Origin of the sequence: Streptomyces sp. NPDC051662 (genome assembly GCF_040681655.1) — a bacterium.
In the GTDB taxonomy this organism is placed as follows: domain Bacteria; phylum Actinomycetota; class Actinomycetes; order Streptomycetales; family Streptomycetaceae; genus Streptomyces.
Genome location: NZ_JBFAZD010000008.1, coordinates 51,105 through 76,846, shown reverse-complemented (window position 1 = coordinate 76,846; position 25,742 = coordinate 51,105). Strand labels below are relative to the sequence as shown.

General features: G+C 70.7%; 21 protein-coding genes and 1 riboswitch. Of the genes, 11 read left to right on the top strand and 10 right to left on the bottom strand.

The annotated features are described in order from the left end of the window. Positions 1-145: 145 nt before the first annotated feature. The 9 genes from AB0M67_RS15465 to AB0M67_RS15425 all read left to right on the top strand — a co-directional run bounded on the left by AB0M67_RS15465 (position 146) and on the right by AB0M67_RS15425 (position 10,594). The gene (locus tag AB0M67_RS15465) at positions 146-664 is read left to right on the top strand and encodes a hypothetical protein (RefSeq protein ID WP_365745869.1); all 519 of its coding nucleotides are present in this window, start codon (positions 146-148) and stop codon (positions 662-664) included. Between the two features lie 468 nt (positions 665-1,132). Further along, positions 1,133-3,247, top strand: coding sequence for a hypothetical protein (locus tag AB0M67_RS15460; protein ID WP_365745868.1), 2,115 nt, complete (start codon positions 1,133-1,135; stop codon positions 3,245-3,247). A gap of 73 nt (positions 3,248-3,320) precedes the next feature. Then, on the top strand, positions 3,321-4,862 hold the full coding sequence (pelF, locus tag AB0M67_RS15455) for a GT4 family glycosyltransferase PelF (RefSeq protein WP_365745867.1): 1,542 nt from the start codon (positions 3,321-3,323) through the stop codon (positions 4,860-4,862). Next, the gene (locus AB0M67_RS15450) at positions 4,859-6,259 is read left to right on the top strand and encodes a hypothetical protein (RefSeq protein WP_365745866.1); all 1,401 of its coding nucleotides are present in this window, start codon (positions 4,859-4,861) and stop codon (positions 6,257-6,259) included. The genes pelF and AB0M67_RS15450 overlap by 4 nt, the downstream gene beginning before the upstream one ends. Before the next feature lie 159 nt (positions 6,260-6,418). Beyond that, positions 6,419-7,420, top strand: a complete 1,002-nt coding sequence (locus tag AB0M67_RS15445) for a GDP-mannose 4,6-dehydratase (protein WP_365745865.1) — start codon at positions 6,419-6,421, stop codon at positions 7,418-7,420. 33 nt (positions 7,421-7,453) lie between these two features. After that, the gene (locus AB0M67_RS15440; RefSeq protein ID WP_365745864.1) at positions 7,454-8,167 is read left to right on the top strand and encodes a sugar phosphate nucleotidyltransferase; all 714 of its coding nucleotides are present in this window, start codon (positions 7,454-7,456) and stop codon (positions 8,165-8,167) included. 8 nt (positions 8,168-8,175) lie between these two features. Then, complete coding sequence (locus tag AB0M67_RS15435; RefSeq protein WP_365745863.1) at positions 8,176-9,117, top strand: NAD-dependent epimerase/dehydratase family protein; 942 nt, start codon at positions 8,176-8,178, stop codon at positions 9,115-9,117. Continuing rightward, complete coding sequence (locus AB0M67_RS15430) at positions 9,114-9,782, top strand: spherulation-specific family 4 protein (RefSeq protein ID WP_365745862.1); 669 nt, start codon at positions 9,114-9,116, stop codon at positions 9,780-9,782. The genes AB0M67_RS15435 and AB0M67_RS15430 overlap by 4 nt, the downstream gene beginning before the upstream one ends. After that, positions 9,779-10,594 (top strand): endo alpha-1,4 polygalactosaminidase, encoded by an 816-nt coding sequence (locus tag AB0M67_RS15425; protein ID WP_365745861.1) that lies wholly within the window; start codon positions 9,779-9,781, stop codon positions 10,592-10,594. The genes AB0M67_RS15430 and AB0M67_RS15425 overlap by 4 nt, the downstream gene beginning before the upstream one ends. A gap of 1 nt (position 10,595) precedes the next feature. Here the strand turns inward: AB0M67_RS15425 and AB0M67_RS15420 are convergent, their stop codons facing one another. Next, a complete protein-coding gene (locus tag AB0M67_RS15420) occupies positions 10,596-11,759 on the bottom strand; it encodes an MFS transporter (RefSeq protein WP_365745860.1) in 1,164 nt (387 codons plus the stop codon). Between the two features lie 60 nt (positions 11,760-11,819). Between AB0M67_RS15420 and AB0M67_RS15415 the strand changes: the two genes are divergently transcribed. Both AB0M67_RS15415 and AB0M67_RS15410 read left to right on the top strand, forming a co-directional pair. Next, complete coding sequence (locus AB0M67_RS15415; RefSeq protein WP_365745859.1) at positions 11,820-12,791, top strand: ArsR family transcriptional regulator; 972 nt, start codon at positions 11,820-11,822, stop codon at positions 12,789-12,791. 149 nt (positions 12,792-12,940) lie between these two features. Continuing rightward, positions 12,941-15,301 carry an alpha-L-fucosidase gene (locus tag AB0M67_RS15410; RefSeq protein WP_365745858.1) on the top strand — a complete coding sequence of 787 codons (2,361 nt, stop codon included), beginning with the start codon at positions 12,941-12,943 and terminating at the stop codon, positions 15,299-15,301. Between the two features lie 66 nt (positions 15,302-15,367). On the opposite strand, the gene AB0M67_RS15405 is transcribed toward AB0M67_RS15410, so the two are convergent. From AB0M67_RS15405 to AB0M67_RS15365, 9 genes are all read right to left on the bottom strand, one after another. After that, positions 15,368-16,645: a YeeE/YedE family protein gene (locus tag AB0M67_RS15405; RefSeq protein WP_365745857.1), complete on the bottom strand. Its 1,278-nt coding sequence runs from the start codon at positions 16,643-16,645 to the stop codon at positions 15,368-15,370. Between the two features lie 343 nt (positions 16,646-16,988). After that, a complete protein-coding gene (locus AB0M67_RS15400; protein WP_365745856.1) occupies positions 16,989-17,426 on the bottom strand; it encodes a hypothetical protein in 438 nt (145 codons plus the stop codon). A 130-nt stretch (positions 17,427-17,556) separates the two neighbouring features. Continuing rightward, on the bottom strand, positions 17,557-17,916 hold the full coding sequence (locus AB0M67_RS15395; protein ID WP_365745855.1) for a metalloregulator ArsR/SmtB family transcription factor: 360 nt from the start codon (positions 17,914-17,916) through the stop codon (positions 17,557-17,559). Positions 17,917-18,027: 111 nt separating this feature from the next. Continuing rightward, positions 18,028-20,361 (bottom strand): 5-methyltetrahydropteroyltriglutamate--homocysteine S-methyltransferase, encoded by a 2,334-nt coding sequence (gene metE, locus AB0M67_RS15390; RefSeq protein WP_365745854.1) that lies wholly within the window; start codon positions 20,359-20,361, stop codon positions 18,028-18,030. A 160-nt stretch (positions 20,362-20,521) separates the two neighbouring features. After that, positions 20,522-20,770, bottom strand: a riboswitch (cobalamin riboswitch). A 165-nt stretch (positions 20,771-20,935) separates the two neighbouring features. Beyond that, positions 20,936-21,622 carry an SDR family oxidoreductase gene (locus AB0M67_RS15385; protein WP_365745853.1) on the bottom strand — a complete coding sequence of 229 codons (687 nt, stop codon included), beginning with the start codon at positions 21,620-21,622 and terminating at the stop codon, positions 20,936-20,938. Positions 21,623-21,866: 244 nt separating this feature from the next. Beyond that, on the bottom strand, positions 21,867-23,024 hold the full coding sequence (locus AB0M67_RS15380) for a homoserine O-acetyltransferase (protein WP_365746077.1): 1,158 nt from the start codon (positions 23,022-23,024) through the stop codon (positions 21,867-21,869). Further along, the gene (locus AB0M67_RS15375; protein WP_365745852.1) at positions 23,021-24,382 is read right to left on the bottom strand and encodes a bifunctional o-acetylhomoserine/o-acetylserine sulfhydrylase; all 1,362 of its coding nucleotides are present in this window, start codon (positions 24,380-24,382) and stop codon (positions 23,021-23,023) included. The genes AB0M67_RS15380 and AB0M67_RS15375 overlap by 4 nt, the downstream gene beginning before the upstream one ends. A gap of 197 nt (positions 24,383-24,579) precedes the next feature. Continuing rightward, positions 24,580-25,065, bottom strand: a complete 486-nt coding sequence (locus AB0M67_RS15370) for a hypothetical protein (RefSeq protein ID WP_365745851.1) — start codon at positions 25,063-25,065, stop codon at positions 24,580-24,582. A 14-nt stretch (positions 25,066-25,079) separates the two neighbouring features. After that, the gene (locus AB0M67_RS15365) at positions 25,080-25,646 is read right to left on the bottom strand and encodes a hypothetical protein (RefSeq protein WP_365745850.1); all 567 of its coding nucleotides are present in this window, start codon (positions 25,644-25,646) and stop codon (positions 25,080-25,082) included. Positions 25,647-25,742: the final 96 nt, after the last annotated feature.

The window sequence follows — 25,742 nt, the reverse complement described above, 5'->3', positions numbered from 1 at the left end:
CCCTGCCGTGCATATATGCGTTCGGTCTCGCTCTGTGACCCCTTGCTCACACCCCGAATGCGGGAGAGCCGGTTTCGGACGCCCGCGGTCCTCCGTGCGCGGGAAGTGCAGACGGAGGACTCGTGGACCTTCTAGCGTCCGGGGCATGCGAATCACACCGAAGAGACGCCTCGGACTGGCCACCGTCCTCGCCCTGTTCCTCGCCCTGTTCGGGCTGGCTCCCGCGGCGAACGCGGCCCCCGCCGACCTGACGTTCAGCGTCGACAGCGCCACCACCCGGCCGGGTGAAACGGTCAACCTGTCGATGACACTGACCAACAACCACACCTACGACGTGCTGTTCGTCTACCAGACGATCACCCCCACCTGGCTGACCACCCAGCGCCCCGACCTCAAGTACAGCTTCAGCGGTTGCAGCCTGGCCACCGCGACGGGCACCGTCCCGTGTTCCGGTACAGGTCCGACCGATCTCGGCTCCAACTACGGTGCCACCATCCCGCCCGGTCAGAGCCGCACCGTCACACTGACGCTGCAGATCGCCGCCGACTCCGGCTGCAACGGCAACATAGGTTTCTACTCCTACTACTACGCCGAGTTCAGTGACCAGACGAACGTGAGCAGCGGTCCCGTGTACACACCGGAGACCCGGGTGCTCTGCGCCTGACCCCTTTCCGCGCCGCGCCCTGGGGGAGTCGGTGGCGGCCGGCCGTGCACGCCACCGGACGGCCGTCATGGCGGCATTCGGCCAACATGGCCCGAGATGCCCGAGGGGAGCAACCTCCCGGCGGATGAATCCGCGCGAACTCCGTGTGCCCGGAGTGTGGTTCCCCTCCCGCCCAGGATCTAAGGTCCGGTTGGGTACGCGGTACGCGCACCCCGAACGGGAACGGCCCGCCGAGGCCATCCCGTCCAAGGTTCAGACTGATTGAACACCCGCATTTTTCCGTCAAGTTCCGCAACAGGAACACGAAACCGACACATGGCCCGCACTATGTGACGAGACGGATGCGCGACGACCGAGTACCTGAGGGGGGCACGGGGTCGCGCCGGGGGTGTGTCCGCTCCATCGCGCGACGGACACACCCCTGCCCAGGGGAGGGGCTGCTCCACAATGCAGAAGAAGTCCTTACGCATGGCGTTACCCACGGTATGTGCGCTGATCGCCGTACTCGCACTGCCCGGTGGCCCCGCGCAGGCCGATGACGCCGTGCCCCGTGTCGACCTCCGTGTCCTCGTGGTGACGGACGGCGGGCCCGCGGTCGACGCCATCGCCGCCGAACTGGACACGGCAGGGACGCCCTATACGGAGGTCGACCTTCAACAGCCGGGACGTCCCGTGATCGACGCGGCCTTCCTGGCGGACACCGTGGAGGGCCGGCCCCGGGCCAAGTACCAGGCAGTGGTGCTGCCCAACGACAACCCGTTCTCCGCCGGTTCCCCGGAGATGGCCGCTCTGGCCACCTATGAGCGGACGTACGGCATCCCCCAGGTCGACGCCTACACCTACGCGCGGCCCGAGGTCGGACTTCAGTACGCCGTCGGCAACGGCTATGCCGGTTCCCTGGACGGCGTCGAGGCTCAGGTCACCACCGTCGGCCGGGCCGGGCCCTTCGAGTACCTGGACGGCGCCGTACCGTTCGAGGACAACTCCCCCTCGGTGGGGGAGAGTTACGCCTATCTGTCCCAGCCGGCCGTCGGAGCGGACTTCACCTCCTACGTCGACGCGCAGATACCCGGCAGAGCCACCAGGGGCTCACTGGTCGGCGAGTACCGGCACGACGGACGGCGGGAACTGGTCGTCACCTTCGTCTACAACCGCTACCAACAGCAGTTCCGGCTGCTGGCACGCGGAATCGTCGAGTGGATGACCGGCGGTGTCCACCTCGGGGCCTCGCGGAACTACTTCGCCGTCCATGTGGACGACGTTTTCGCCGCCGACGACCGCTGGGACTCGACGCTGAACTGCACACCCGGTGATGTGGACTGCGCGCCGGGCGAGGGGGTGCCGAACCCGATCCGGATGACCGCGGCGGACGCCGAATACGCCGCCACCTGGCAGAACAACCGCGGCTTCACCATGGACTTCGCCTACAACGCGGCGGGCAGTGTCGACCATCGCCAGGACAACAACGGTGTCGACCTCCTGGCCGACAAGCTGATCGTGGACCGCAACAGATTCCGCTGGATCAACCACACCTACACACACGCCTTCCTGGGCTGCGAGCAGGATGTCAGCGTGGTGCCCTGGCGGTGCGCCACCCTCCCCGGCGGCACCACCAAGTGGGTCTCCCGTAACGAGATATCCGACGAGATCGCCACGAACCGCGTCTGGGGCCAGTTGTCCGGGCTTCCCCTGGAGAACACCGAACTGGTCACGGGCGAGCACTCCGGTATGCGTCTGCTGCCACAACAGCCCACCGACAATCCCAACCTGGCGCCGGCACTGGCCGACAACGGCGTCTCCTGGCTCGCTTCGGACAACTCCCGTGAGGTGGGCCAGCGCCAGCTGGGATCGGCCACCACCGTCCCCCGCTACCCGATGAACATCTTCTACAACGCCGGACGAGCGGCCGAGCAGGTCGACGAGTACAACTGGATCTACACCAGCCGGCAGCAGGGCGGCAGCGGTATCTGCGAGGACAACCCCGCCACCACCACCTGCCTGCCGGCCCCGCTGAACACGACGACCGGCTACCCGGACTACATCGTGCCGCTGGAGACCCGGATCGCCCTGGGGCATGTCCTCGGGAACGACCCCAGGCCGCACTTCATCCATCAGTCGAATCTGGCGGAGGACCGCATCGCCTATCCGGTGCTGAACGGCGTCCTCGACAGCCACGCGCGGCTCTTCGCCGACAACACACCGGTGGTCAACCTGCGGATGAAGGACATCGGCGCCGAACTGCGCAAACGATCCGTCTGGAAGTCCGCCGTGGAGTCCGGTGACATCACCGCCTACCGGATCGGCGACACGGTCACGGTGCGGGCACCCGCCACCGTCGCGGTGACCGCCACCATGCCGGCCGGCACAACGCGGGACACGGCCGCCTTCGGCCAGGCGTACGCCGGCAAGGTGTCCGCCTGGGTGACCGGGACCCCACTGCCGCTCGTTCTCACCCTGCCGCCGTCCGCCGTCTCCGGCACTGTCCAGGGCGGTACCGGCGCGCCGGCCACGAACGAGACCGCGCCGCGGGCCCGGGTACCCGCCGGAGTGCTACGACAGGTGCCGTACAGCCGGGAGCGCTGAACCACCGCACACGAGCCGAGGGTTCCGGAAGCCGGAACCCGTCCTCCCCGCACAGCTTCGTGGAGCACCCCTGATGCACCTTCACCGCGGCACGGGCCGCTTTGGCGCGGCGCGAGTCACCCTCCTCACCGAGGGAACCTATCCTCACAGCCATGGTGGCGTGAGCGTGTGGTGCGACCAACTCGTCAATGGAATGCCGGACATGGACTTCGATGTCATAGCCGTGACCGGAACCGGCCGGGAGCCCGTCGTATGGGATCTTCCCGGCCATGTGTCCCAGGTGGTGCCGGTCCCCGTGTGGGGCCCGGCACCCCCGGGCTCGGAGCCCCGTGGCCGGAGCCGCGACAGGCTCGCCACGGTCTACGAGCGGTTTCTGACAGCACTCCTCGATTCCGGCGCCGAGGACGGATTCGGCCCGGCACTCCATGGCCTGGCGCGGGCCGCCACGGATGGTCTGCTCAGCCCGTTCCTCCGCGGTGACCGGGCACTCGCCGTTCTCACCGCGGTGTGGAACCGGCCGGGCCTGCCCGTCTCCGAGGCCCGCCCCACACTGCACGACGCGGTGACCGCGACCTCCCTGCTCGAACACGCGCTCCGCCCCCTGGCGGCGCCGCCCCCGGAACACGGAGTCGCCCACGCGGTCAGCGGCGGTGTGGCGGTGCTCCCGGGGCTGATCGCGCTTGAGCGCCACGGCGTACCGCTGCTGCTGACCGAACACGGCGTCTATCTGCGCGAGCGTTATCTCGGCTATCGCACCGCCCCCTACCGCTGGCCCGTGAAAGCCCTGGTACTCGGCTTCTACCGGCTGCTGGCGGAGGAGACCTACCGGCGCGCGGCCCTGATCACCCCCGGCAACCGCTACAACCGGCTGTGGGAGGAGCGGGGCGGAGCCGACCCGGCGCTGATCCGCACGGTGTACAACGGGGTCGACCCGGCGGCCTTCCCGGCGGCCGGTCCGGAACCGGACGTCCCCACCCTCACCTGGGCCGGCCGGGTGGACCCGATAAAGGACCTGGAAACCCTGATCCGGGCGTTCGCGCTGGTGCGGGAGCGGGTGCCGCGGGCGAGGCTCCGGCTCTTCGGCGGCACCCCGCGCGGCGGCGAGGAGTACCGGGCCCGGTGCGAGGCGCTGGCCACCGAGCTCGGACAAGCCGGCACGGTCACGTTCGAAGGCCGTGTCGACGACATCAGGGACGCGTACGCCGCGGGCAATGTCGTCATGCTCTCCAGCATCAGCGAGGGCTTTCCGTTCACCCTGATCGAAGCGATGTCCTGCGGACGGGCGACCGTCTCCACGGATGTCGGCGGCGTACGGGAAGCGGTCGGTGACACCGGTCTGGTCGTACCGCCGCGCGACCCCGCCGCGATGGCCACCGCGGCCACGGAGCTGCTGGGCGACGCCGGACGGCGAAGATCCATGGGAGAGGCCGCGCGGCTGCGGGTGATCGAACAGTTCACCCTGCGCCAGACCGTGGACACCTTCCGCGCCATCTATCTCGACCTGTCGGCCGGTGGCCGGGGCCTGCTCTCCGATGCCCTGACCGGCACCGGCGCGCCGCCCGCCTCGGGAAGGGGCGGCATATCCGCCGCGGGCCTGATGAGTGTGGCCGGATGAGCGGGCCGATGGCGCTCGGGCCGGACGCCGGACGCCAGGACACACTGTCCCTGCGGCTCCAGGGGAGCCGCGGTGTGCCGCGCGGCGGCGACGAACGGACACTTGTACTCCGCATGCCGGGTGCCGGAGCCGCCGGTGCGATCGACCGGCTCGCCGCGGAAATGGCGGACTCCATCGGCCCCGCCGTGCATCCCTACGAGGTGGCCGCGCTCCTGGAATCGCAGGGGCTGACCGCCGAGGTGATCAGGGAACGGTACGGGCAGCCCGACCTGTTCACCCTGGCCACCGCGTTGTACGAGAGGATCCCCCGTACCTTCCCCGAACCCGGGGTGCCGGCGGATCCATGGCGGCCCGACCATATCCGCTGTGTGCTGCGAGGCGTGCTCTTCGCCCTCCCCGGGCTCGCCTATGTGCTCATCGGTCGGATCTGGGACCCCGATGGCGGTGCCTACGCCCTTGTGCTGGCAGGTCTGATCTCCTGGGCCTGGGGCCAGGCTCTGAGCCACCGTGCCTATCTGCGGATGGCCATAGGGCGCCGGGAGGCGGGCCGTACGCTCCTGGTGGGCGCACCGCTGGGTGCCGCGGTGGCGGTGGCGGCGGGGGCCGCGCTCGCCGGACAGGGTTCGACGGCGCTGTTCGTGGCCGGCCAGTCGCTGTATCTCGCGGCGGCGGGCGTACTGCTGGTACTGGGGCATGAGTCGCTGCTGCTGCTCGCACTGCTGCCGATGGTGGCGGGCGTGGCGGTGCTGCCGTGGTGGGAGCCCGGCGCTCCGCTGCGGATCGGACTGCCCCTGCTCTCGCTCGCGGGCGCGACCGCGGTGGCCGGGTGGGCACTGCGGGGCGCCCTGGCGGAGAAACCCGCCGCCGGCGACAGCCGGACCAAGCTGCTGCGGTCACTGCCGTACGGACTGTTCGGCCTCGCGGCGGGCGTGCTGGTGATGCTGGAAGGGCAGCGTCACCCGTACGCCGTCGTGATGCTCTCCTTGAGCATGGGCCCGGCCGAATGGCTGCTGTACCGCTATCGGGGAATGTCGGCGGCGGCCCTGCGGGCGACCTCCACACTCCCCGCCTTCAGATGGCGCTCCGCCGGCATCATCACACTCTGTCTGCTCGCCTATCTGCTGCCGATCCTGCCCGTGACCCTGCTCATCGGGGCCGAGCCCGGACCCGTACTGCTGCTTGCCGCCACGCTGTGGACCGCCCTGCTGTTGCAGGCGTTCGGCGTGGCATGGCCACCCGCCGCGGTGTGTCTCGTGGCCGCCTGCGGGGCCGGGTCGCTCACCCTTCTCCACCCGTCGGCGGCCCCCATCGCACTGCTGCTGAGCTGCGGCCCGGCCGCGGTGGTGCTGGCGGTCTGCGCCCTGTCGGCACTCGGACGTCCCGCCGCCCACGCCTGAGCACGTCGAAGCCAGGACCGGGCCCGCGCCTCCGCCACACCGATCCACCACACCGCACGACACCGACCCACCGCACCGACCCACCGCACCGCCACGAAGCACCACTCCCGGCGACGGATCGTCTCCGGGCGTCGAAGGACCCGCAGAAAGGGATCACCAGTGAACTCCGCACCACTCGCAGCCGTCACCGGAGCCGAAGGATTCATCGGATCCCACCTCACCGAGGCCCTGGTGGCGGCCGGCTACCGGGTCAAGGCCATGGCGCAGTACAACTCCTTCTCCTCGTACGGCTGGCTGGAAACCCTCTCCGCCGACGTCCTGGAGCAGGTCGAGATCCAGCTCGGTGATGTGCGCGACCCCGGATCGGTCCGGGGACTCGTGGAGGGGGCGGACTGCGTCTACCACCTGGCCGCGCTCATCGCGATCCCGTACTCCTATCTGGCCCCGCACAGCTACGTGGACACCAATGTCTCCGGAACGCTCAACGTGCTGGAAGCGGTGCGGGCCCTGGGCACACCCCGGCTCGTGCACACGTCCACCAGCGAGACATACGGCACGGCACTGACCGTACCGATCACCGAGGACCACCCCATCAACACACAATCCCCGTACGCCGCCTCCAAGGCGGGCGGGGACAGGCTGGCCGACAGCTACCACGCGAGCTTCGGCACACCGGTGGTGACACTGCGGCCGTTCAACACCTACGGCCCCCGGCAGTCCATGCGAGCGGTCATCCCGAGCGTCATCGGCCAGGTGGCGGCCGGAGCGCACACCATCACCCTCGGCGATCTGCGCCCCACCCGGGACTTCACCTATGCCGAGGACACCGCCCAGGCCTTCCTGGCGGTCGGCACGGCGGAGGCCCCGCGGGTCGTGGGCCGGACCTTCAACGCCGGCACGGGCAGTGAGATCGCGGTCGGCGACCTGGTCGCCACGATCGGCAAACTGATGGACGTCACGATCGACGTCCGCGAAGACGCGGAACGTGTCAGGCCCGCCAACTCCGAGGTCATGCGGCTGGTCGCGGACGCCACCCGGCTGCGCGCCGCGACCGGCTGGGAGCCCGCCCATGACTTGGAACAGGGCCTCGCGCGCACTGTGGAGTTCTTCTCCGACCCGGCCAACCTGGCCCGCTACAAGACCGGCATCTACAACATCTGACCCGGCTCGCACGTCGCCCGGAGGAGGAGAACCATGCACGCAGTGATTCTGGCCGGAGGCAAAGGCGTCCGGCTGCGTCCCTACACCACCGCACTGCCGAAACCCCTGGTACCCATCGGGGACCAGCACGCGATCCTGGAGATCGTCCTGCGCCAGCTGGCGGCCTCCGGATTCACCAGCTGCACGCTCGCCATCGGTCATCTCGGCCAGATCATCCGCGCCTATGTCGGGGACGGATCGCAGTGGGGCCTGGCCATCGATTACACGATCGAGGACAGTCCCCTGGGGACGATGGGCCCGCTGCTCACCATGCGCGACAGACTCCCGGAGTCCTTACTGGTGATGAACGGTGACATCCTCACCGACCTCGACTTCAGCGATGTGCTGGTCCGCCACCGGGCCATCGGCGCCCCTCTGACCATCGCCACCTACGCCCGTCAGGTCCGCATCGACTTCGGTGTCCTGACCACCGACGCCGACAGAGTCGTCGGCTTCACCGAGAAACCGAGCCTGGACTACCGGGTCTCCATGGGCGTCTACGGACTCTCCCGCTCGACCCTCGACGCATACACCCCCGGCCTGCCCCTGGGCTTCGACGAGGTGGTGCTGGACCTGCTGAAGGCGCAGGACCCGCCCCACGTATACGAGTTCGACGGCTACTGGCTCGACATCGGCCGCCCGGACGACTACGACCGGGCCAACGCCGAGTTCACCAGCCGTAAATCCCATCTCCTCAAGGGAGCCTGAACCACACCATGCGCATCATCCTCCTGGGCTCCACCGGTTACCTGGGCGGGCACGTCGCGGAGCGGTTGGGCGCCCTTCCGGGCGTGCGGCTGCTCCGCACCGGACGCTCGCCCGACGCGGACCTGGGCATCGATCTCGCCACCGACGCCGTGGACCGTATCGCGCGTGTCCTCGCCTCGGCGGCTCCGGACGCCGTGGTCAACTGCGCGGGAGCGGTGGGGGGTGATGCCGTCACTCTCGCCGAGGTCAACACCCGGGGCACCGCCGCCCTGTGCGCCGCCGTGCGGAAGGCCGCCCCAGGTGCCCGTCTGATCCACCTCGGCTCGGCCGCCGAGTACGGTCCTGGCACGCCCGGCACCGAGGTGACGGAGTCGGCGCCGACCCGGCCGGTGACCGTCTACGGCGCCACCAAACTCGCGGGTACCGTCACAGTGGCCGGCTCCGGCCTGGACGCGGTGGTGCTGCGCATCGGCAATCCGGTCGGTCCGGGGCAGGGATCCACCTCGCTCCCGGGCCGGGTCCTCGGTCTGCTCCGTGCCGCCATGGGCGAACACGGCGCCGTGATCCGGCTGGGCGACCTGTCCTCCTACCGTGACTTCGTGGACGTCCGCGATGTGGCACGGGCCGTGGCGCTCGCCGTCACCGCCCCCGGACCGCTGCCGGCCATCCTCAATATCGGTGGCGGGCGAGCCGTACCGGTCCGTGATCTCGTGCACTCGCTGGTCAGGACCGCCGGGTTCCGGGGACGCGTCGAGGAGGACGGCCACGGTTCCACCCGCTCGGAGGAGGTGTCATGGCAGTGCTCCGACATCAACGCCGCCGCCGATGCCCTCGGCTGGCGGCCCCTGCACCGGCTCGACGACTCGCTGACAGCGCTGTGGGCGGCGGCCGGCGGGGGAACCCGGTCCGAGGCGCTGGACTCCGGCCGGGAAGGCATGCGTCTGCCGTGAGACTGCTCATCCCGCTCTATGTACACCCCTCCCAGGACCCTGGGGCCTGGGCCCTGCTGGCCGCCGAGTCCCACTCCGTCCACGGGGTCGTCCTCAACCCGGCGAACGGTCCGGGCAGCGTCCGGGACCCGGCGTTCACCGCCGTCTCCCGAGCGCTGCGCGCGGCCGGTGTACGTGTGCTGGGTTATGTGGACACCGGTTATGGAGAGCGCCCCGCACGCGAGGTCGCGAACGACTTCGCACGCCACCGGGAGTGGTACGAGACCGATGGCTGCTTTCTGGACCAGGTGGCCTGCGAGAAGGACGGACTGCCCGCCTGCCGGCGTCTGGTCGGAGAGCTCCGGCGCATCGGGGCCGGTACGGTCGTGCTGAACTCGGGCGTCTACCCCGAGCCGGGATACGCGCGCCTCGCCGATCTGATCGTCGTCTTCGAAGGCCACTGGTCGACCTATGCCACGACCTTCAGCCGGCCGGAATGGACCACGCGGTACCCGCCGGAGCGGTTCTGCCACCTTGTGTACGGAGTGCCTCCGGCACTCGTTCCCCTCGCGGTCCGCACGGCGCGGCAGCGGCACGCCGCGGTCTGCGGTCCCGTGACGGGTGAACTGCCGAATCCATGGGCGGGGCTGACCCCGGCGCTCACCGGAGAGGAACACGATCTGTGAAGCACGGGAAGACCATCACGTGGGTATGCGCGGTGTCCCTGACCGCTCTGCTGGCCGCGGTGCTGGCCGGATGCTCCGGCTCGGGTGACAGCGACGGCGACGGCGAGGAGAAGAGCCGATGGCGGCCCCGGCCGGGCCTCGCCTGGCAGTGGCAGCTCGACGGCAAGCTCGATGTCTCCGTCGATGTCCCGGTCTACGACATCGACGGCTTCGAGAGCTCGGCGCGGGATGTGGCGGCCCTCCACAGCAGGGGCCGCAAGGTGATCTGCTACATCAACGCCGGAGCCTGGGAGAACTTCCGTCCCGACCAGGACGCGTTCCCGAAGTCGGTGCGCGGCAAGGCCAACGGCTGGGAGGGCGAACGGTGGCTGGACATCCGCCGGCTGGATGTTCTCCGCCCGATCATGGAAAAGCGGATGGACATGTGCCGGGAGAAGGGGTTCGACGCGGTTGAGCCGGACCTCGTGGAGGCGTACGCCGACGACACCGGTTTCCCGCTGACCGCGGGCGACCAACTCGCGTACAACCGGATGCTCGCGGACATCGCCCATGCCCGGGGGCTCTCCGTCGGTCTCAAGAACGATCTGCAACAGATCCCCCAACTCGTCGACGACTTCGACTTCGCGGTCAACGAGGAGTGCGCACAGTACGAGGAGTGCGCACTGCTGACTCCCTTCATCCAGGCGGGCAAGGCCGTTTTCCACGCCGAGTACCGCGAGCCGACCGAGAAATTCTGTGCCGAGTCGCGCAGCCTTGAGCTGTCCTCGATACGCAAGCGGCTGAACCTGGGGACCTGGCGCCAGCCCTGCTGAATCACCGTCCGGTCCGCCGGCGGGCCCCCGCCGGCGCCAGGGTGACCAGGAGCGAGGCCGTCGCCGTCAGCGCCATCGCCGTCGCGGGCGAGGTGTGCTCGGCGACGGCTCCCGCGAGAGCCGCGCCCACGCCCTGCATGGTGAGCATCCCGGAGGTGTGCAGCCCGAGGGCGTGGCCGCTCAACTCCTCGGGTGTCAGGGCCATCAGCCGCTCCTGGAGCAGCAGATTCGACGCGTAGCCGACCGAGGCGAGGACGACGGCGGCCACCGCGAGCGGCAGCGCCGGGTGCAGGGCGAAGAGCAGATACGGGGCGGCGAGCAGCAGACACAGCGGCGTGCCGAGCCGCGCGCGCCACCGCGGGGGGACGAACCTGCCGATCGCGAGATCCCCGGCCAGCATGCCGAGCGCCGCGACGGCGAAGAGGAGCCCCGCGTGGTGAGGCGCGTAAGGGATGAACAGGGACTCGCAGCCGACGATCAGCCCGTTCGGCACCCAGAGGGCGAGATACACGCGGCGACGGGGCCCGGAGGACAGCAGACGAGCGTTGTTCCGCCAGGTCTCGCGAGCCGACGGCCGCCCGGCGGCGCGCGGCGGGCGGCGGGCAAGCCCGGACCGGGCGACGGCGGCCGAGACGAGATACAGAACGGCGCCGGCGAGCAGGGTGTCGCGCGGCGACAGCGCGGTCACCAGCACACCGCCGATGGCGAATCCACCGATCTGCGTGGCACCGGCGGCCATATTGAACAGGGAGCGGCCCAGCAGATACCCCTCCCTGGAGAGGATTTGGTTCAGCAGCCCGTAACGCACCCCGCCGACCGGCGAGGCGATCGTGCCGAGGACCAGAAGGACCGTGAAGGCGGCCCACACGGGCAGGCCCGGGACGGCCTGGAGCGCGGTGCCGAGAGCGAAGAGCAGCGCCGTGCCCGTCAGCGCCGCGCGCGGCGGCAGCCGGTCGGCCGCCGACAGCAGAGTGGTGGCGCCGACCACCTGCGCGAGGGCCGGGCCGGACATGGCGAGGCCGGAGAGCAGGGGCGAGCCGGTCTCCGTGTAGATCAGTGTGCCCAGCGCCGGTCCGCTCACCGCCTGGGCCGCCGTCTGCCCGGCGGAGGTGAGAAACAGCGGGGTGAACTCCGGTGTCCGGAAGAGATCTTGATAGGTGCGCATGGCCGGAGTCTCGGCGGCCCCTTCGCGAGAGCGATACTGTTTCGCGGGGAGGCGAAACAATTGGGGTGCTGGCTGGTCAGCGCGGATACGCTCGCGGAGAGCCGCTTCGTCGTGTCCCCGCTCGCCGAGACCACCGCGAGCCTGAAGACCCTGGAGCGGGGCACCGCCGCGCACCCGGGCGAGCGCGCCTGGCTCGACGCGTATCTGCCCGCCTACCGTGAGCGGTTGGCGGACGACCCGGTCACCGCGCTGCTCGTACGGGCCGGGCTGGGGCGCGGCTGGAACGCGACCTTCCTCACCCCCACGCCGACGGGCGAGGGCGAGCAGACGTTCGCGGACGAGCTGGCGCGGATCCGCGAGACTCCCCCCGAGACGGCCCGCGCCGATCTGGCCGAGTCGCTGGCGGGACCGCTTCCCGCCCGGCTGCGCCGGTCCGATCTGCCGACGCGCGCCGCCGATCTGCTGTGGTGGGTGTGGACGGAGACGGTCCTGCCCCACTGGTCCCGGCGGCGGGGCATCATCGAGGCCGATGTCGTCGCGCGGACAGGGCGGTTGAGCCAGGGCGGCTGGGCCGCCGCTCTGGACGGCCTGCGCCCGGGAATGCGCTGGCTGGGCGAGGGCCGATTGCGGATCAACGCGGAAGACTATCCGCAACTGGAGCTGTCCGGGGCGCGGTTGATGTTCGTCCCGGTCACCCCGGGCCGTGGCTGGGTCTCCTGGAACACGGCGCACCGGTACGCCGTGGTGTACCCGTGCTCGGGCGCGCTGGCCGAGCCGGACCGGGCGCCGGTGCCCGAGACCCTCGGCGCGCTGCTCGGGGCGGCACGGGCGGGCGTCCTCGTACTCCTGGACACGCCCAAGAGCACCACCCAGCTGGTGGCGCTGACCGGGCAGGGGCTGGGGTCGGTGGGCCGCCATCTCAGGGTTCTGCTCGACGCGGGCCTGGTCCGGCGCCGGCGCAGCGGGCGGTCCGTGCTCTATTACCGCACGGACGCCGGTCAGGTCCTGATGGACGCCCAACGGCACGAGTGACGGGCGCCGCCGTCTCCCTCGCCGTCCCGAGCCATCCCGTCGTGGTCGTCCTGGTCGCCGATTCATCCGATGGATATGGAGGCGACAACAGAATCCGTTCCTGAAAGGAGCATTGACAGGTTCAGGACATGCTTCAATCATCGGATCTCATGACGGAACTTCCCAGACGCCATGTACTCGGAATGACGGCAGGGGCAGCAATCGGCGCCGCCCTGGTCCACCCGGCCACGGCCGACGCGAGTCCGCGCACCACGCTGCCAGGGGCGGATACGGAGGAGGGAGGCGGTGACTGGGGCACGGTCCCGGCCGCTCTCCCCGTGCCCCTGGAGAGGTGGTTCGACAACGACGGCATCGACACCGCGGACGCCCGCGGTGGGAACTTCGACGGATCCGGCTACACCTTCCCCGGCGAGGAACTCCCCGCCGGGGAGGTGGAGATCGACGGACTCGCCTATCTCTTCCCGGCCGCCACGGCGGGAGCGAAGAACAACATCGTCGCTCTCGGGCAGCGTCTCGCACTGCCACCGGGCCGCTATCTGTCCGGCCACTTCCTGGCCGCGAGCAGCTATGGCGAGGCCTCGGGGGAGGTCACCGTCCATTACGCGGACGGCACCACCTCGACCGCCGCACTCGGCGGCCCCGACTGGTACGCGGGCAAGGGCGCCCTCGTCGCCCCGTTCCGCTACGACCCCGCCGGCGCCAAGGACCCGCACCAGGTCGTGATCGCCGCCCCCACGGTCGCCATCGACCCGGGCAGGGAGGCGGTGGCCCTCACCCTGCCGGTCACCCGCCCCGCCGAGGCGAACTCCTCCTCGCTGCACATCTTCGCGCTCTCCCTCCAACCGGCCGTCGAGGGGCGGGCGCTGGCGGTACGCGGCGCGCGCTCGACGACCTCCTCGCTCGACCACGGCGCGCAGAGCGTCGAGGCCACGGTCGTCAACGCGGGGACGGTGGGCATCCTCGCCGCCGACGGGCTCAGCCTCTCCGTGGACGTCCCGGGCGCCCGTACGGTCGCGCCGGCCCGTGTCACCCGGCTCGCTCCCGGCGACGAGACCCGCGTACGGATCGGCATCCGCCCCGGCCCCGGCACCGCGCCTGGAACCAGCGCGGACGGCCGGATCGTCGCCCGCGGCCGGGGTCAGCAGGCCGCCGAGGTCCGCCGTTCCCTCACCCTGGGAGTGCCCGACTTCCGGCCCACCGACGACTCCCTGAACACCCATCAGGCGCCGTACTGGTTCCAGGACGCGAAGTTCGGCGTCTTCATCCACTGGGGGGTCTACTCCGTGCCCGCGTGGGCGCCGGTCGGCGTGCAGTACGCCGAGTGGTACTGGTCCCAGATGCAGGACCCGAACAACCCGACGTACGCGTACCACCGCCAGACCTATGGCGAGTCGTTCGCCTATGACGACTTCATCCCGCGGTTCCGCGCGGAGAGATTCGATCCGCGCTCCTGGGTCGAGTTGTTCCGGGACGCCGGCGCCCAGTACCACGTCCTGACCTCCAAGCATCACGAGGGATTCGCCCTCTGGGACACCAAGGTCTCCGACCGCAACTCCGTGAAGATGGGCCCGAAGCGGGATCTGATCAGGGAACTCTTCGACGCCTCCCGTCGCTACACACCGGAGCTGCACCGAGGTCTCTACTTCTCGATGCCGGAGTGGTTCAACCCCGACCACCCGTGGCAGGGGCACGCGCCGCGCAATCCGTACACCCTGGAACCCGTCCCGTACACCGGCCACTTCGCGGGCCAGGACTACATCAAGGACCTCCAGGCCCCGCAGATGCTGGAACTGATCGAGGGCTACGACCCCGAGATCCTCTGGTGCGACATCGGCGGCGACAATGACAGCCATCGCGTTCTGGCGGAGTACTTCAACCACGCGAAGAACCGCGCCCGCCCCATCGAGGTGACCGTCAACAACCGCTCGGGCATCGGCCCGCACGACTTCACCACGCCCGAGTACACCACGTACGACACGGTCGTCACCGCGAAGTGGGAGGCCAGCCGGGGGCTTGACCCGCGCTCCTACGGCTACAACCAGGCCACCCCCGACGACAAGTACATGACGACCGAGGAAGTCATCCACTCCCTTGTCGACATCGTCTCCAAGAACGGCAACTTCCTGCTCGACATCGGCCCCCGGGCGGACGGCACCATCCCGGAGATCATGGAGCGCAGGCTCCGTGAGACCGGGGCGTGGCTGAAGGTCAACGGCGAGGCGATCTACGGCAGTACGTACTGGGCGAGGATGCCGCAGCTCGGCGAGGACCTGCGCTTCACGGTCAGGCCGGAGAAGGCGTTCTACATCCACTCGCTCACCCGGCCGGGCAGCACCCTGACGGTCGAGGCCCCGGTGCCCGTCAGGCCGGGGGACCGGGTGACACTGCTCGGCCACGACCGGCCGCTGAGCTGGCGTACGACCGGCGGCAAGCTGGTCGTCGACGTACCGTCGGCGGCGCGCGGGTCCGGACAGCACGTCTGGGTGTTCAAGGTCGACTGGCGGTCCTGAGACGGTGAGGGGGCCGGGGGCGGACGTCGGCATCCGCCCCCGGCCCCGCTCAGGCCGTGCCGGGGGTCAGCAGATACCGTCCCCCGGCTTGGGGTTGCTCAGCGCGAACAGCGGACGCAGCCGCAGACCTGCCCAGGTGCCCAGGATCGCGACGGCCCCCCAGATCCAGCCGTGCAGACTGCCCGACGCGATGCCCGCCAGATAGGCGCCGATGTTGCAACCACCGGCCAGTCGGGCGCCGATACCCATCAGCACACCGCCCAGCACCGCGGCGACGGCGGTCCGCCACGGCACACCGCGATGGAGCGTCCAGGTGCCGCCGAGCGCCGCCGCCACCGCCGCGCCGATCATGATGCCGATGTCGGTCAGGCTGTTCTTGTCGGCGAGCACCGGGCCCGCCAGCATCTTGGCGTTGCTGGGCTGCTGCCAGAACGTCCAGGTCTCCGGATGCCCGCCGAGGGCGCGTACCAGCTCCGCGCCCCAGAGGCTGAACGCGCTGGTGACGCCCCAGGCACCGCCGGAGACCAGCAGTACACCGGCGCCGAGCACGGACAGCGCCAGAGCGCCGGCGGCCAGCGGCCAGGAGCCGCGCAGCACCCGTGCGGCGGCGCCGCGCGCGGACGGTACGGGGCCGATCGGCGGCGGGTTGCGGCGGGCCTGGACCTGTCGCGAGACGAGCACGATGAGCGCGAGCGCCAGCATGGTCACGGCCCAGGAGCCGAACCAGCCGATGTGGTCGGCCAGGACGACCGGCTCGAACGCGGGCAGATCCTTCCAGAGGCCGAACTGCCAGGCGGCGAGGGTCGAGCCGACGATGAAGCCGCCCAGGGTGAGCACGATCGACGACTGCCCGGAACCGACCGCGAACAGGGTGCCGGAGGCGCAGGCGCCGCCGAGCTGCATGCCCACGGCGAACAGGAAGGAACCGGCCAGCAGCCCAACGCCCAGCGTCCCGGCCGACGGCGCGGGCACCGAACCGAAGAGACCGGTGCCGGTGCCGATCAGCAGCGCGAACAGAGTCGCCGTGGTCCCGAGCAGCAGGGTGTGGGCGCGCAGTCCGGTGCCATTGCCGACGGCGACGAGCTGCCGCCACGCGGAGGTGAAGCCGAAGCGCGAATGGAAGAGCGCCACGCCGAGACCGAGGCCGAGCAGCAGGAGCACACCGGGCCTGGCCCCATGGGCGGACCACACATAACCGGTCAGCGCCACGGCGATCAGCGCGGCCACGGCGAGCGGCACCCGGCGCACGGGCGGGGCGGGGGGAGCCTCGGGACGGGGTACGGAGGTGGGGGATGGGGCGAGCAGGGCGGCGGACTTCGTCGCCTCCACGGGCGGTGCGGTCATTGCGGGGTCTCCGGGAACGGGTGACGGGAGGGGCGGTATATCAGGGGAGGGCCGCCGACGGCCGGAGCGGCGGACGTCCGGTATCCCGCGAAGACGGGTTCGGCGGGCAACGGGGTTCGTCGGTACGGGTTCGTCGGTACGGCTTGGTCGGTCGCGGGTTCGGCGGCGACCGAATCAGCGGCGACAGGTTGAGCGGCGACAGAGGCCGTCGTCGACACACCACGCCGAGTTCGCGAAGAGCGCGAGACAGAGGAGGCGAGCGGGTGCGGACATGTGGATGAGCATAACGGCCGGTTTCCGCCTTGTGGACCGGTGTCTCGCCATACGGTCGGCCGGACAGGGCCTAGGCGGAGCTCCGCGCCGAGGTGGGCCAGCGCGTGTGGAGGGTGCCGATACGGTAGTCGTGGCCGTGCCACCACCCGGCCCGGGTAGCCACGGCGTCCCGTACATGCGGATGCCCGGCGGGGAGCGCGCTGTGCACATGACCGAGGTGGCCGGGGTCCCGGCGCGGCCAGAGCGCCACCGCCGCGACGGTGGCGGCCGGCGCGACCCCGGCCGGCGCTCCGGCCGCCGTGGACAGGCCCGCCCCTGCGGCGGCGGCCATGGACCCGCCGCCGAAGGCGTCCAGCGCCCAGGAGACGTCACCGGCGCTCCGGTGGAGGCTGTCGCGCACCAGCACCCCCGTATTGACGGTGACCATGGCGCCACCCGCCGCGACCGCCAGGCCGAGGCACAGCAGGGCCCGCTGCCTGGGGGTGGCGAAGAACAGCCGGGCACCCATGGACGCCTTCGGGCGCCCGCTCCGGGGGTGGTTCACCGGAGCGGGCGGGGGCGAGGGTGCGTCATCGCAATCAAATGCACATGTGCGCATCCATGCACGTGTTGGGTGGGATGACGGGGGCCGGGGAGGCTCAGTCGTGCCAAGGCTCCCCGGTGACCTGGTGGTTGGCGTGGCTGATCGCCTCCACCACCAGTCGGCGCAGATGTCCGTCCGTCAGCGTGTAGACGACATGACGGCCGTCCTTGCGTGACCGCACCAGTTCCGCCAGCCGCAGCTTGGCCAGATGCTGACTCACCGCGGGCCGCGCCGCTCCGCACGCGGCGGCCGGCGCGGTCACATCGGACTCACCTCGGGTCAGCAGCCACACCAGATGCAGTCGGGTGGGGTCGGCGAGCAGCGAGAAGACCGACGCCGCCGCGGCCAGCTCGGAGGTGCCGGGCGTGAGTTGATGCGCATCGCTCGCAGTTGAGGATCCATGGCGTCCGGGCATGGGGCCCATCGTAGGCGCGGCCCGGGGAACGCTCCCCGGCCGCGGTCGCCGCCGCGAGCCCGCGGCGCCCGCCGCCCCGTGACTGGGGAGGGCGGGGCCGCGGGCCCGGTGTCACGGAGTCGGTGAGGCCGGGGCCGGGAGCGTGGCCCGGACCTCCCGGGCCGCCGCGACCAGGTTCTCCAGCGCGGCACGGACCTCCGGCCAGCCACGGGTCTTCAGTCCGCAGTCGGGGTTGACCCAGAGCCGTTCGGCCGGCACCGCCTCAAGTCCCTTGCGCAGCAGGTCCGCCACCTCCCCGGCGGAGGGGACGCGGGGTGAGTGGATGTCGTACACACCCGGGCCGACCTCGCGCGGATAGCCCGCCGCGGCCAGTTCGTCCGCGACCCGCATATGGGAGCGCGCGGCCTCCAGACTGATCACATCGGCGTCCAGCGCGTCGATCGCCGGGAGGATGTCACCGAACTCCGCGTAGCACATATGCGTATGGATCTGAGTGTCCGCGCGGACCCCGCCGGTGGTGATACGGAACGCCTCGGTCGCCCAGTCGAGATACGCCTGGTGATCACGGGCCCGCAGCGGCAGCGTCTCACGCAGCGCGGGCTCGTCCACCTGGATCACGGAAGCGCCCGCGCTCTCCAGATCGTCGACCTCGTCGCGCAGCGCGAGGGCGACCTGCCGCGCCGTGTCACCGAGCGGCTGGTCGTCCCGTACGAACGACCACGCCAGCATGGTGACCGGGCCGGTCAGCATGCCCTTGACCGGCCGGCCGGTGAGGGACTGCGCGTATGCCGTCCAGCGCACCGTCATCGGGGCGGGGCGGGAGATGTCCCCGGCGAGGATCGGCGGCCGGACATAGCGGGTGCCGTACGACTGGACCCAGCCGTGCCGCGTGGCGAGGTAGCCGGCGAGCTGTTCGGCGAAGTACTGCACCATGTCGTTGCGTTCGGGCTCGCCGTGCACCAGGACGTCGATGCCGGTCTCCTCCTGGAACGAGATGACCTCACGGATCTCCGCCTCGATCCGCTTGTCGTACCCCGCCGCGTCGATACGGCCGGCCCGTAGATCGGCGCGGGCCGTGCGCAACTCGGTGGTCTGCGGGAACGAGCCGATGGTCGTCGTCGGCAGCAAGGGCAGCTCCAGACGGCCGCGTTGGGCCTCCGCACGCTTCTCGTACGGCTGGGAGCGGCGGCTGTCCGCGTCCGTGACGGCCGCGGCCCGTGCGCGAACAGCCGGGTCGTTGGTGAGCGCCGATCCCGCCCTTGAGGCCAAGTCGGCCCGGTTGGCGGCCAGTTCGGCCGTGATGGCGCCGGTGCCCCGCGCGAGGCCACGGGCCAGCGTGACGATCTCCTCGGTCTTCTGCCGGGCGAAGGCGAGCCAGCGGGCGATCCCCGGATCGATATCGCGCTCGGCCGTGACATCCAGCGGCACGTGCGACAGGGAGCAGGAGGACGTCACATCCACCTGTCCGGCGAGGCCGAGGAGCGTGCCGAGGACCGACAGGGACTTCTCGAAGTCGTTGATCCAGACGTTACGGCCGTTGACCACACCGGCGAGCAGCCGCTTGCCGGGCAGTCCGCCGACCGCCGCCAGCTCATCGAGATTCGCCGCCGCGGGCCCGGTGAAGTCCAGCCCGAGCCCCTCGACGGGTGACTTGGCCAGTACGGACAGAGCCGCGCCGAGCTTGTCGAAGTACGAGGCGACCAGCAGCTTCGGCCGGTCGGTGAGGGAGCCCAGATCCCGGTAGGCGCGGGTGGCGGCGTTCAGCTCGGCCAGGGAACGCTCCGCCACCAGGGCGGGCTCGTCCAGCTGGACCCACTCGGCGCCCGCCGCGCGCAGATCGGCGAGCACCTCCGCGTACACGGGCAGCAGCCGGTCCAGCAGGGTCAGCGGCTCGAAGTCGGCGGCGACCCCGGGGGCGGGCTTCGCCAGCAGCAGATAGGTGACCGGACCGACCAGCACCGGACGTGCCGTCAGACCGAGCGCGAGGGCTTCCCGGAACTCGGCGACCTGCTTGCCGGAATCGGCGGTGAAGACGGTGTCGGGCCCCAGCTCCGGCACCAGATAGTGGTAATTGGTGTCGAACCACTTGGTCATCTCCAGCGGCGTCACCTCCCGCGTACCGCGCGCCATCGCGAAGTACCCGTCCAGGGCGTCCGTTTCGACGGCGGCGCGGTGCCTGGCGGGGATCGCGCCCACCATGACACTGGTGTCCAGGACATGGTCGTAGTACGAGAAGTCACCGGTCGGCACCTCATGGACACCGGCGTCGGCGAGCCGACGCCAGGTGGCGCGGCGCAGTTCGGCCGCGGTGTCCCGGAGGGCGTCGGCGGTGACCCGGCCCTTCCAGTAGCCCTCGACGGCCTTCTTGAGTTCCCGGTTCGGGCCCTGACGGGGATAGCCGTACACGGTGGCCCGGGCTGCCGCGGCTGCGGACTTCGTGGTCAAGGGACTCTCCTTCGCGAGTATGTCTCCCAAGATCCCGGCGACGGACCGCGGGCGCGAAGAGCTGAACAGATCCGGCGGCCGGCGGCGCTGTGCCGCCACGGATGCCCGCCCGATATGTACGCCGACCCGCCCACGAGGTCACCGAGATCTCCGCGCGCACCGGTGGCGCGCGGGCAGTGGCAGGTCTTCGGACTCGCGGGCGCGTCCCGTACCCGTACGCGCACGGATGAACGCGCGTACCGACAGGGACTCCTACTGGCCGTCGCTTCCCGGGTCCGGCTCGGACCCAGTGCTGATGACGGCGGTCGTTCCCACTCACCGCTGCGGGGCAGTCCCGGATTTCCACCGGGTTCCCTCTTACGACGCGCCTGCCCGGCTGGCAGGGCGAACCAACTGCACGAGCCAGCTTAGGCGCTGAAACGGATCACCGACAGCACGGTTCACCGACAGCACGGTTCACCGTGGGCCGGGACGGTCGAACATCGTGCGCTCATGGACTCAGGACTTGGAGGGCTTGGCGGCGAAACGTGCGGTTCGGACCCAGAATCGCATTCTTGAGCGGGAGCCGGTCGTGTCAGGTGACGCGTAGTCCGCCGTCGACGAAGAGATCCTGGGCGTTGACGCCGGTGTTGCGGAGGAGGAAGTCGGTGGCGTCGGCGACTTCCTCCATGGTCACCAGGCGCCCGATGGGAGTACGCGGTACGTGCGGGTGGTCGGGCACGTCGCGCCACCTCGGGCTGTCGCCCACGACGCCGGGGTGGAGCGCGTTCACACGGTGAGGCGCGATCTCCAGTGCCAGGGTCTTCACCAGTCCGGTGACGGCGGAATTGACGGCGGTCACGATGGTGGAGCCGGGGTAGGGGCGCTCTTTGGCCAGGCCGCCGAAGAGTACGACCGACGCCTCAGGGGTGAACCGGTCACGCAGCACTCGCACGGTCTCCGTGTACCCCACCAGCTTGACGGTGACAGCTTCCACGGCCCTGGCGATGTCGAAATCCGCGAGAGTGTTGAAACCCTCCGAGACGCCGGTGATCACCACGTTGTCAACGTCCCGTACATCCGCGAGCGCTCCGTCGATGGTCTCCGGCCGCGCCAGGTCAACGGCCAGACCCCGGACGTTGTCGGCGATTTCGGCGGCCACGGTATCGGCGCGCTCCCTGGCACGACTGGTGACGATGACGCTGTCGCCACGCTCGGCGAATCGTTGTGCCAGGACGCGCCCCAGGGCGCCGCTTCCTCCGACAATGATCGAAGTGGTCACGAGCCAGGTTCCCTTCCGATGGACACGCGGTCAGTCGGCGACCTTATACGGCCGGATACGGACGGTGCGGGCGCAGCCGGACTGATCCACCCGGACGGCCGAGCACCGGTTGCGGATGCTCTCTCACGCTGTGGATGTGGACCATAAAAAGTAACATCATCCCAGCTCAGAGGGCATCCGCGTGTTCACGTCCAAGACCCGGACCGCCTATCACTCGGCCCCTGACCCGTCGGCCCACCAGGTGTCACGCCCCGGACAGCAGCTCCTCGATCAGACCGCCCACCTGCGCGGTCTCGATCAGAAAGCCGTCGTGCCCGTACGGCGACTCGATGGTCCTGAGCCGGTCGGCCCCCGGTATGGCCCCGGCCAGCTCCGCCTGCTGGGCCGGCGGATAGAGCCGGTCGGAGTCGACCCCCGCGACCAGGGCCGGCATCGTGACCCTGCGCAGGGCCGCCGCCGTGCCGCCGCGGCCCCGCCCCACGTCATGGCTGTTCATCGCTTCGGTGAGCGTCACATAACTCCCCGCGTCGAACCGGCGCACCAGCTTCGCGGCGTGATGGTCGAGATACGACTCGACCTGGTACCGGCCGCCCTGCCAGGGATGGCCGCCCGGCTGTGGCTCCCGGCCGAACCGGGCGCCGAGCTCCGGTTCGCTGCGGTAGGTCACATGCGCGATGCGACGGGCGATCCCCAGCCCTCGGTGCGGACCGCCGCCGGGCGGTGCGTCGTGGTAGCGGCCCCCCTGCCATGCCGGGTCGGACCGGATCGCCGCGATCTGGACGCCGCCCCAGGCGATCTGCTCCGCCGAGGCGGCGGCGGGACACGCGAGCACCAGCAGCGAACCGGTGCGCTCCGGCCGGCCGACAGCCCATTCGAGGGCCCGCATACCGCCCATGGACCCGCCGATGACCGCGGCCCAGCGCGCTATATCCAGCGCGTCGGCGAGGGCCGCCTCTGCGGCCACCTGGTCGCGCTGGGTCAGATACGGGAACTCGGGCCCCCAGCGGCCCCCGCCCGGCCGCGCCGAGGAGGGGCCGGTACTGCCCTGACAGCCGCCGAGCACATTCGGGGCGACCACGAACCAGCGGGTGGTGTCGATTGCGCGGCCGGGACCGACCAGGGCATCCCACCACCCCCCTGTGGGATGCCCCGGCCCGGCCGGTCCCGCGACATGGCTGTCGCCGGTCAGCGCGTGCAGGACCAGCACCGCGTTCGAGCCGTCGGGAGCGAGCCGCCCCCATGTCTCGTACGCGAGCCGGACCCCGGGCAGCGCTCCGCCCGCCTCCAGCGGGAGCGGGCCGTCGAGCGTCACCCAGGAGCGGCGGCCGGCCGGATCCCCCTCCTGCCAGCCACCGGTGACCGGCGGGAGGGGGAGCGTGGCCGGTTCGGTGGACGTGTTCAGGACGACGCCTTCGCGGCGCGGAACCCCGCCTCCAGATCGGCCTTGAGATCGGCCACGTTCTCCAGTCCCACCGAGAGCCGCACCAGCCCCGGAGCCGTGCCCGTCGCCGCCAGCTCCTCCTCACCGAGCTGACTGTGGGTGGTCGACGCCGGATGGATGATGAGGCTGCGCACATCACCGATATTGGCGAGATGGCTGAAGAGTTCGACCCCGTCCACGAACCGCTTCCCCGCCTCGACCCCGTCGCGCAGTTCGAACGCGAGGACCGCGCCCGCGCCCTGCGGAAGGTAGCGCCGCCCCGCCTCGTACCAGCGGTTGGACGCCAGGCCCGGGTAGTGGACGGCGGAGACCTCGTCGCGCTGTTCCAGCCACTCGGCGAGCGCCAGCGCGTTGGACGTATGCCGCTCGACCCGCAGACTGAGCGTCTCCACGCCCTGGAGCAGCAGGAACGCCGAGTGCGGGGAGAGCGCGGGGCCGATGTCGCGCAGCAACTGGACCCGGAGCTTCACCGCGAAGGCGCCGGGGCCCAGATCCGGCCAGTAGCGCAGCCCGTGGTAACTGGCGTCCGGGGTATGGAAATCCGCGAACCGCTCGGTGTGCGCGCCGAAGTCGAAGGTGCCGCCGTCGACCACCACCCCGCCGATGGTGGTGCCGTGCCCGCCGAGGAACTTCGTCGCCGAGTGCACCACGATGTCCGCGCCGTGCTCGATCGGACGGAGCAGATAGGGCGTCGGGACGGTGTTGTCGACGATCAGCGGCAGCCCGGCGTCGTGCGCCGCGTCCGCCACCGCCCGTACGTCGAGGACATTGCCGCGCGGATTGCCCAGCGTCTCGGCGAACAGCGCCTTGGTGTTGGGGCGTACGGCGGCCCGCCAGGCGTCGATGTCGTCCGGATCGTCGACGAAGGACACCTCGATACCGAACCGGGGGAGCGTGTGCCGGAAGAGGTTGTACGTCCCGCCGTACAGGGAGGTGCTGGAGACGATGTGGTCCCCGGCGCGGGCGAGCGTCAGGATCGCCAGCGTCTCGGCGGCCTGCCCCGACGCGAGCGCGACGGCAGCGACCCCGCCCTCCAGCGCGGCGATCCGCTGCTCCAGCACATCCTGCGTGGGGTTGTGGATCCGGGTGTAGATATTGCCGGGTTCGGCGAGGGAGAACAGATCGGCCGCGTGCTGGGTGTCCTTGAAGACGAACGACGTCGTCTGGTAGATCGGCACCGCGCGGGCGCCGGTCGTCGGATCGGGCTCGGCACCCGCGTGGATCTGCTTGGTCTCGAAGGACCAGGAGGGGCCGGCGTCCTGCCGGGAGATGTCCTCGGGAGTGTGTCCCCCGGTGATGGAGTCGACGGGCTGGCTCATATCAGGCCTCGCACGGGTTTCTTGGGACAGCGGGATCGCTTGATTACGGACCGTAGAGCCACCGGGTCACGGCCGGAAGCGCGCCGCGCGCATGGCCATGAACCCGCAATATCCCGGCAATACAAGGCGCTTGGGATCGGTGGCCGGTCGGCGGTCCGGGGCGCGGAGGGGACGGCGAAGGGGACGGCGGAGGGCCATCAGGTCCGGCGGGCGCGCCTGCCCGCGCGGCGACGGCCGCGGTGGCGTTGCGCCCAGGGATGGGTGATCAGCAGGAAGACGGTCGCGACCACGGCGATCGCCTCGGCGACGACGGTGAGCTTCTTGTCGCCGAACCAGAGGGGCTCGTACATGTTCGGGATCGGGCCCAGTTGGCCGACATCGACATAGCGGTAGACCAGCAGCAGAGCCAGACCGCCGGCCGCCACGCTCCACGCGAAGAGATCCCCGGGCAGCCGCTGCCAGACCAGTACGAGCAGCGCGGCGAGCGACGCCAGGGCGGCCTCGATACGGAAGAGGTCGCCCTGGCTGATGGTCGCGGTGACCACGTCGTACTGGTCGGCCAGATGGGCGTGGAGATAGGCGTCCCACGCGAGCCCCGCCGCGGCCAGCAGCCGGGCCGCTCCGCGCAGTACACGGAGTTTCCGGCCGGAACCCGAGCGGACGCCGGAGGGCGCTGGGGACATCACTTCTCCCGGGGTTAGTAACCGCCGCCGGTGTTCTGCTGCGGAGTGGTGTTCTTCTTGCCCGATCTGCTGAGGACGTACCAGGTGTCGTGGAACGAGACATCGCCCTGGCCGTTGGTGTCACCGGGCTTGTGATCACCGGTGAACCGGTACAGGGGGTGGCCGTTGTACGTGACCTGCTTCGCGCCGTTGTCGCGGGTGGTGGTGGCGAGCAGGTCCGCCTTCACCCCGCCGGTGCCCGCCTCGGGCTTTCCGGTGACGAGCAGGGGCGGCCAGATTTTCACGCAGTCACCCGTGCAGGTGGACTTGTCCTGCTTGTCCCCCTCGAAGAGGTAGAGGGTCCGCCCCTCGCCGTCGACCAGGATCTTTCCGAGGGAGGTGGATCGCGCGGACACCTTGCCGAGAGCCGTGGGGGAAGGGGACGGGCTCGCGGAGGCGCTGGTGGTGACCGCCACGGGACGCTCGGGTGCCCCGGGCTTCTTCGCCGGCGCACCACCGCCGCCGCCCGAACACGCCACGACCGTCGCCGCGCACAGCAGGGCCGTGGCCATCGCGGTGGCACGGCTGGTGATGGTCCCCATCGAGACTCCTCGGATCCGGCCGCTCCACGGGCGGCGAGCCGCCCGACCGATCACGGCGGCACCACCCACTACACGCCACGCCCCGCGACGGGGCCA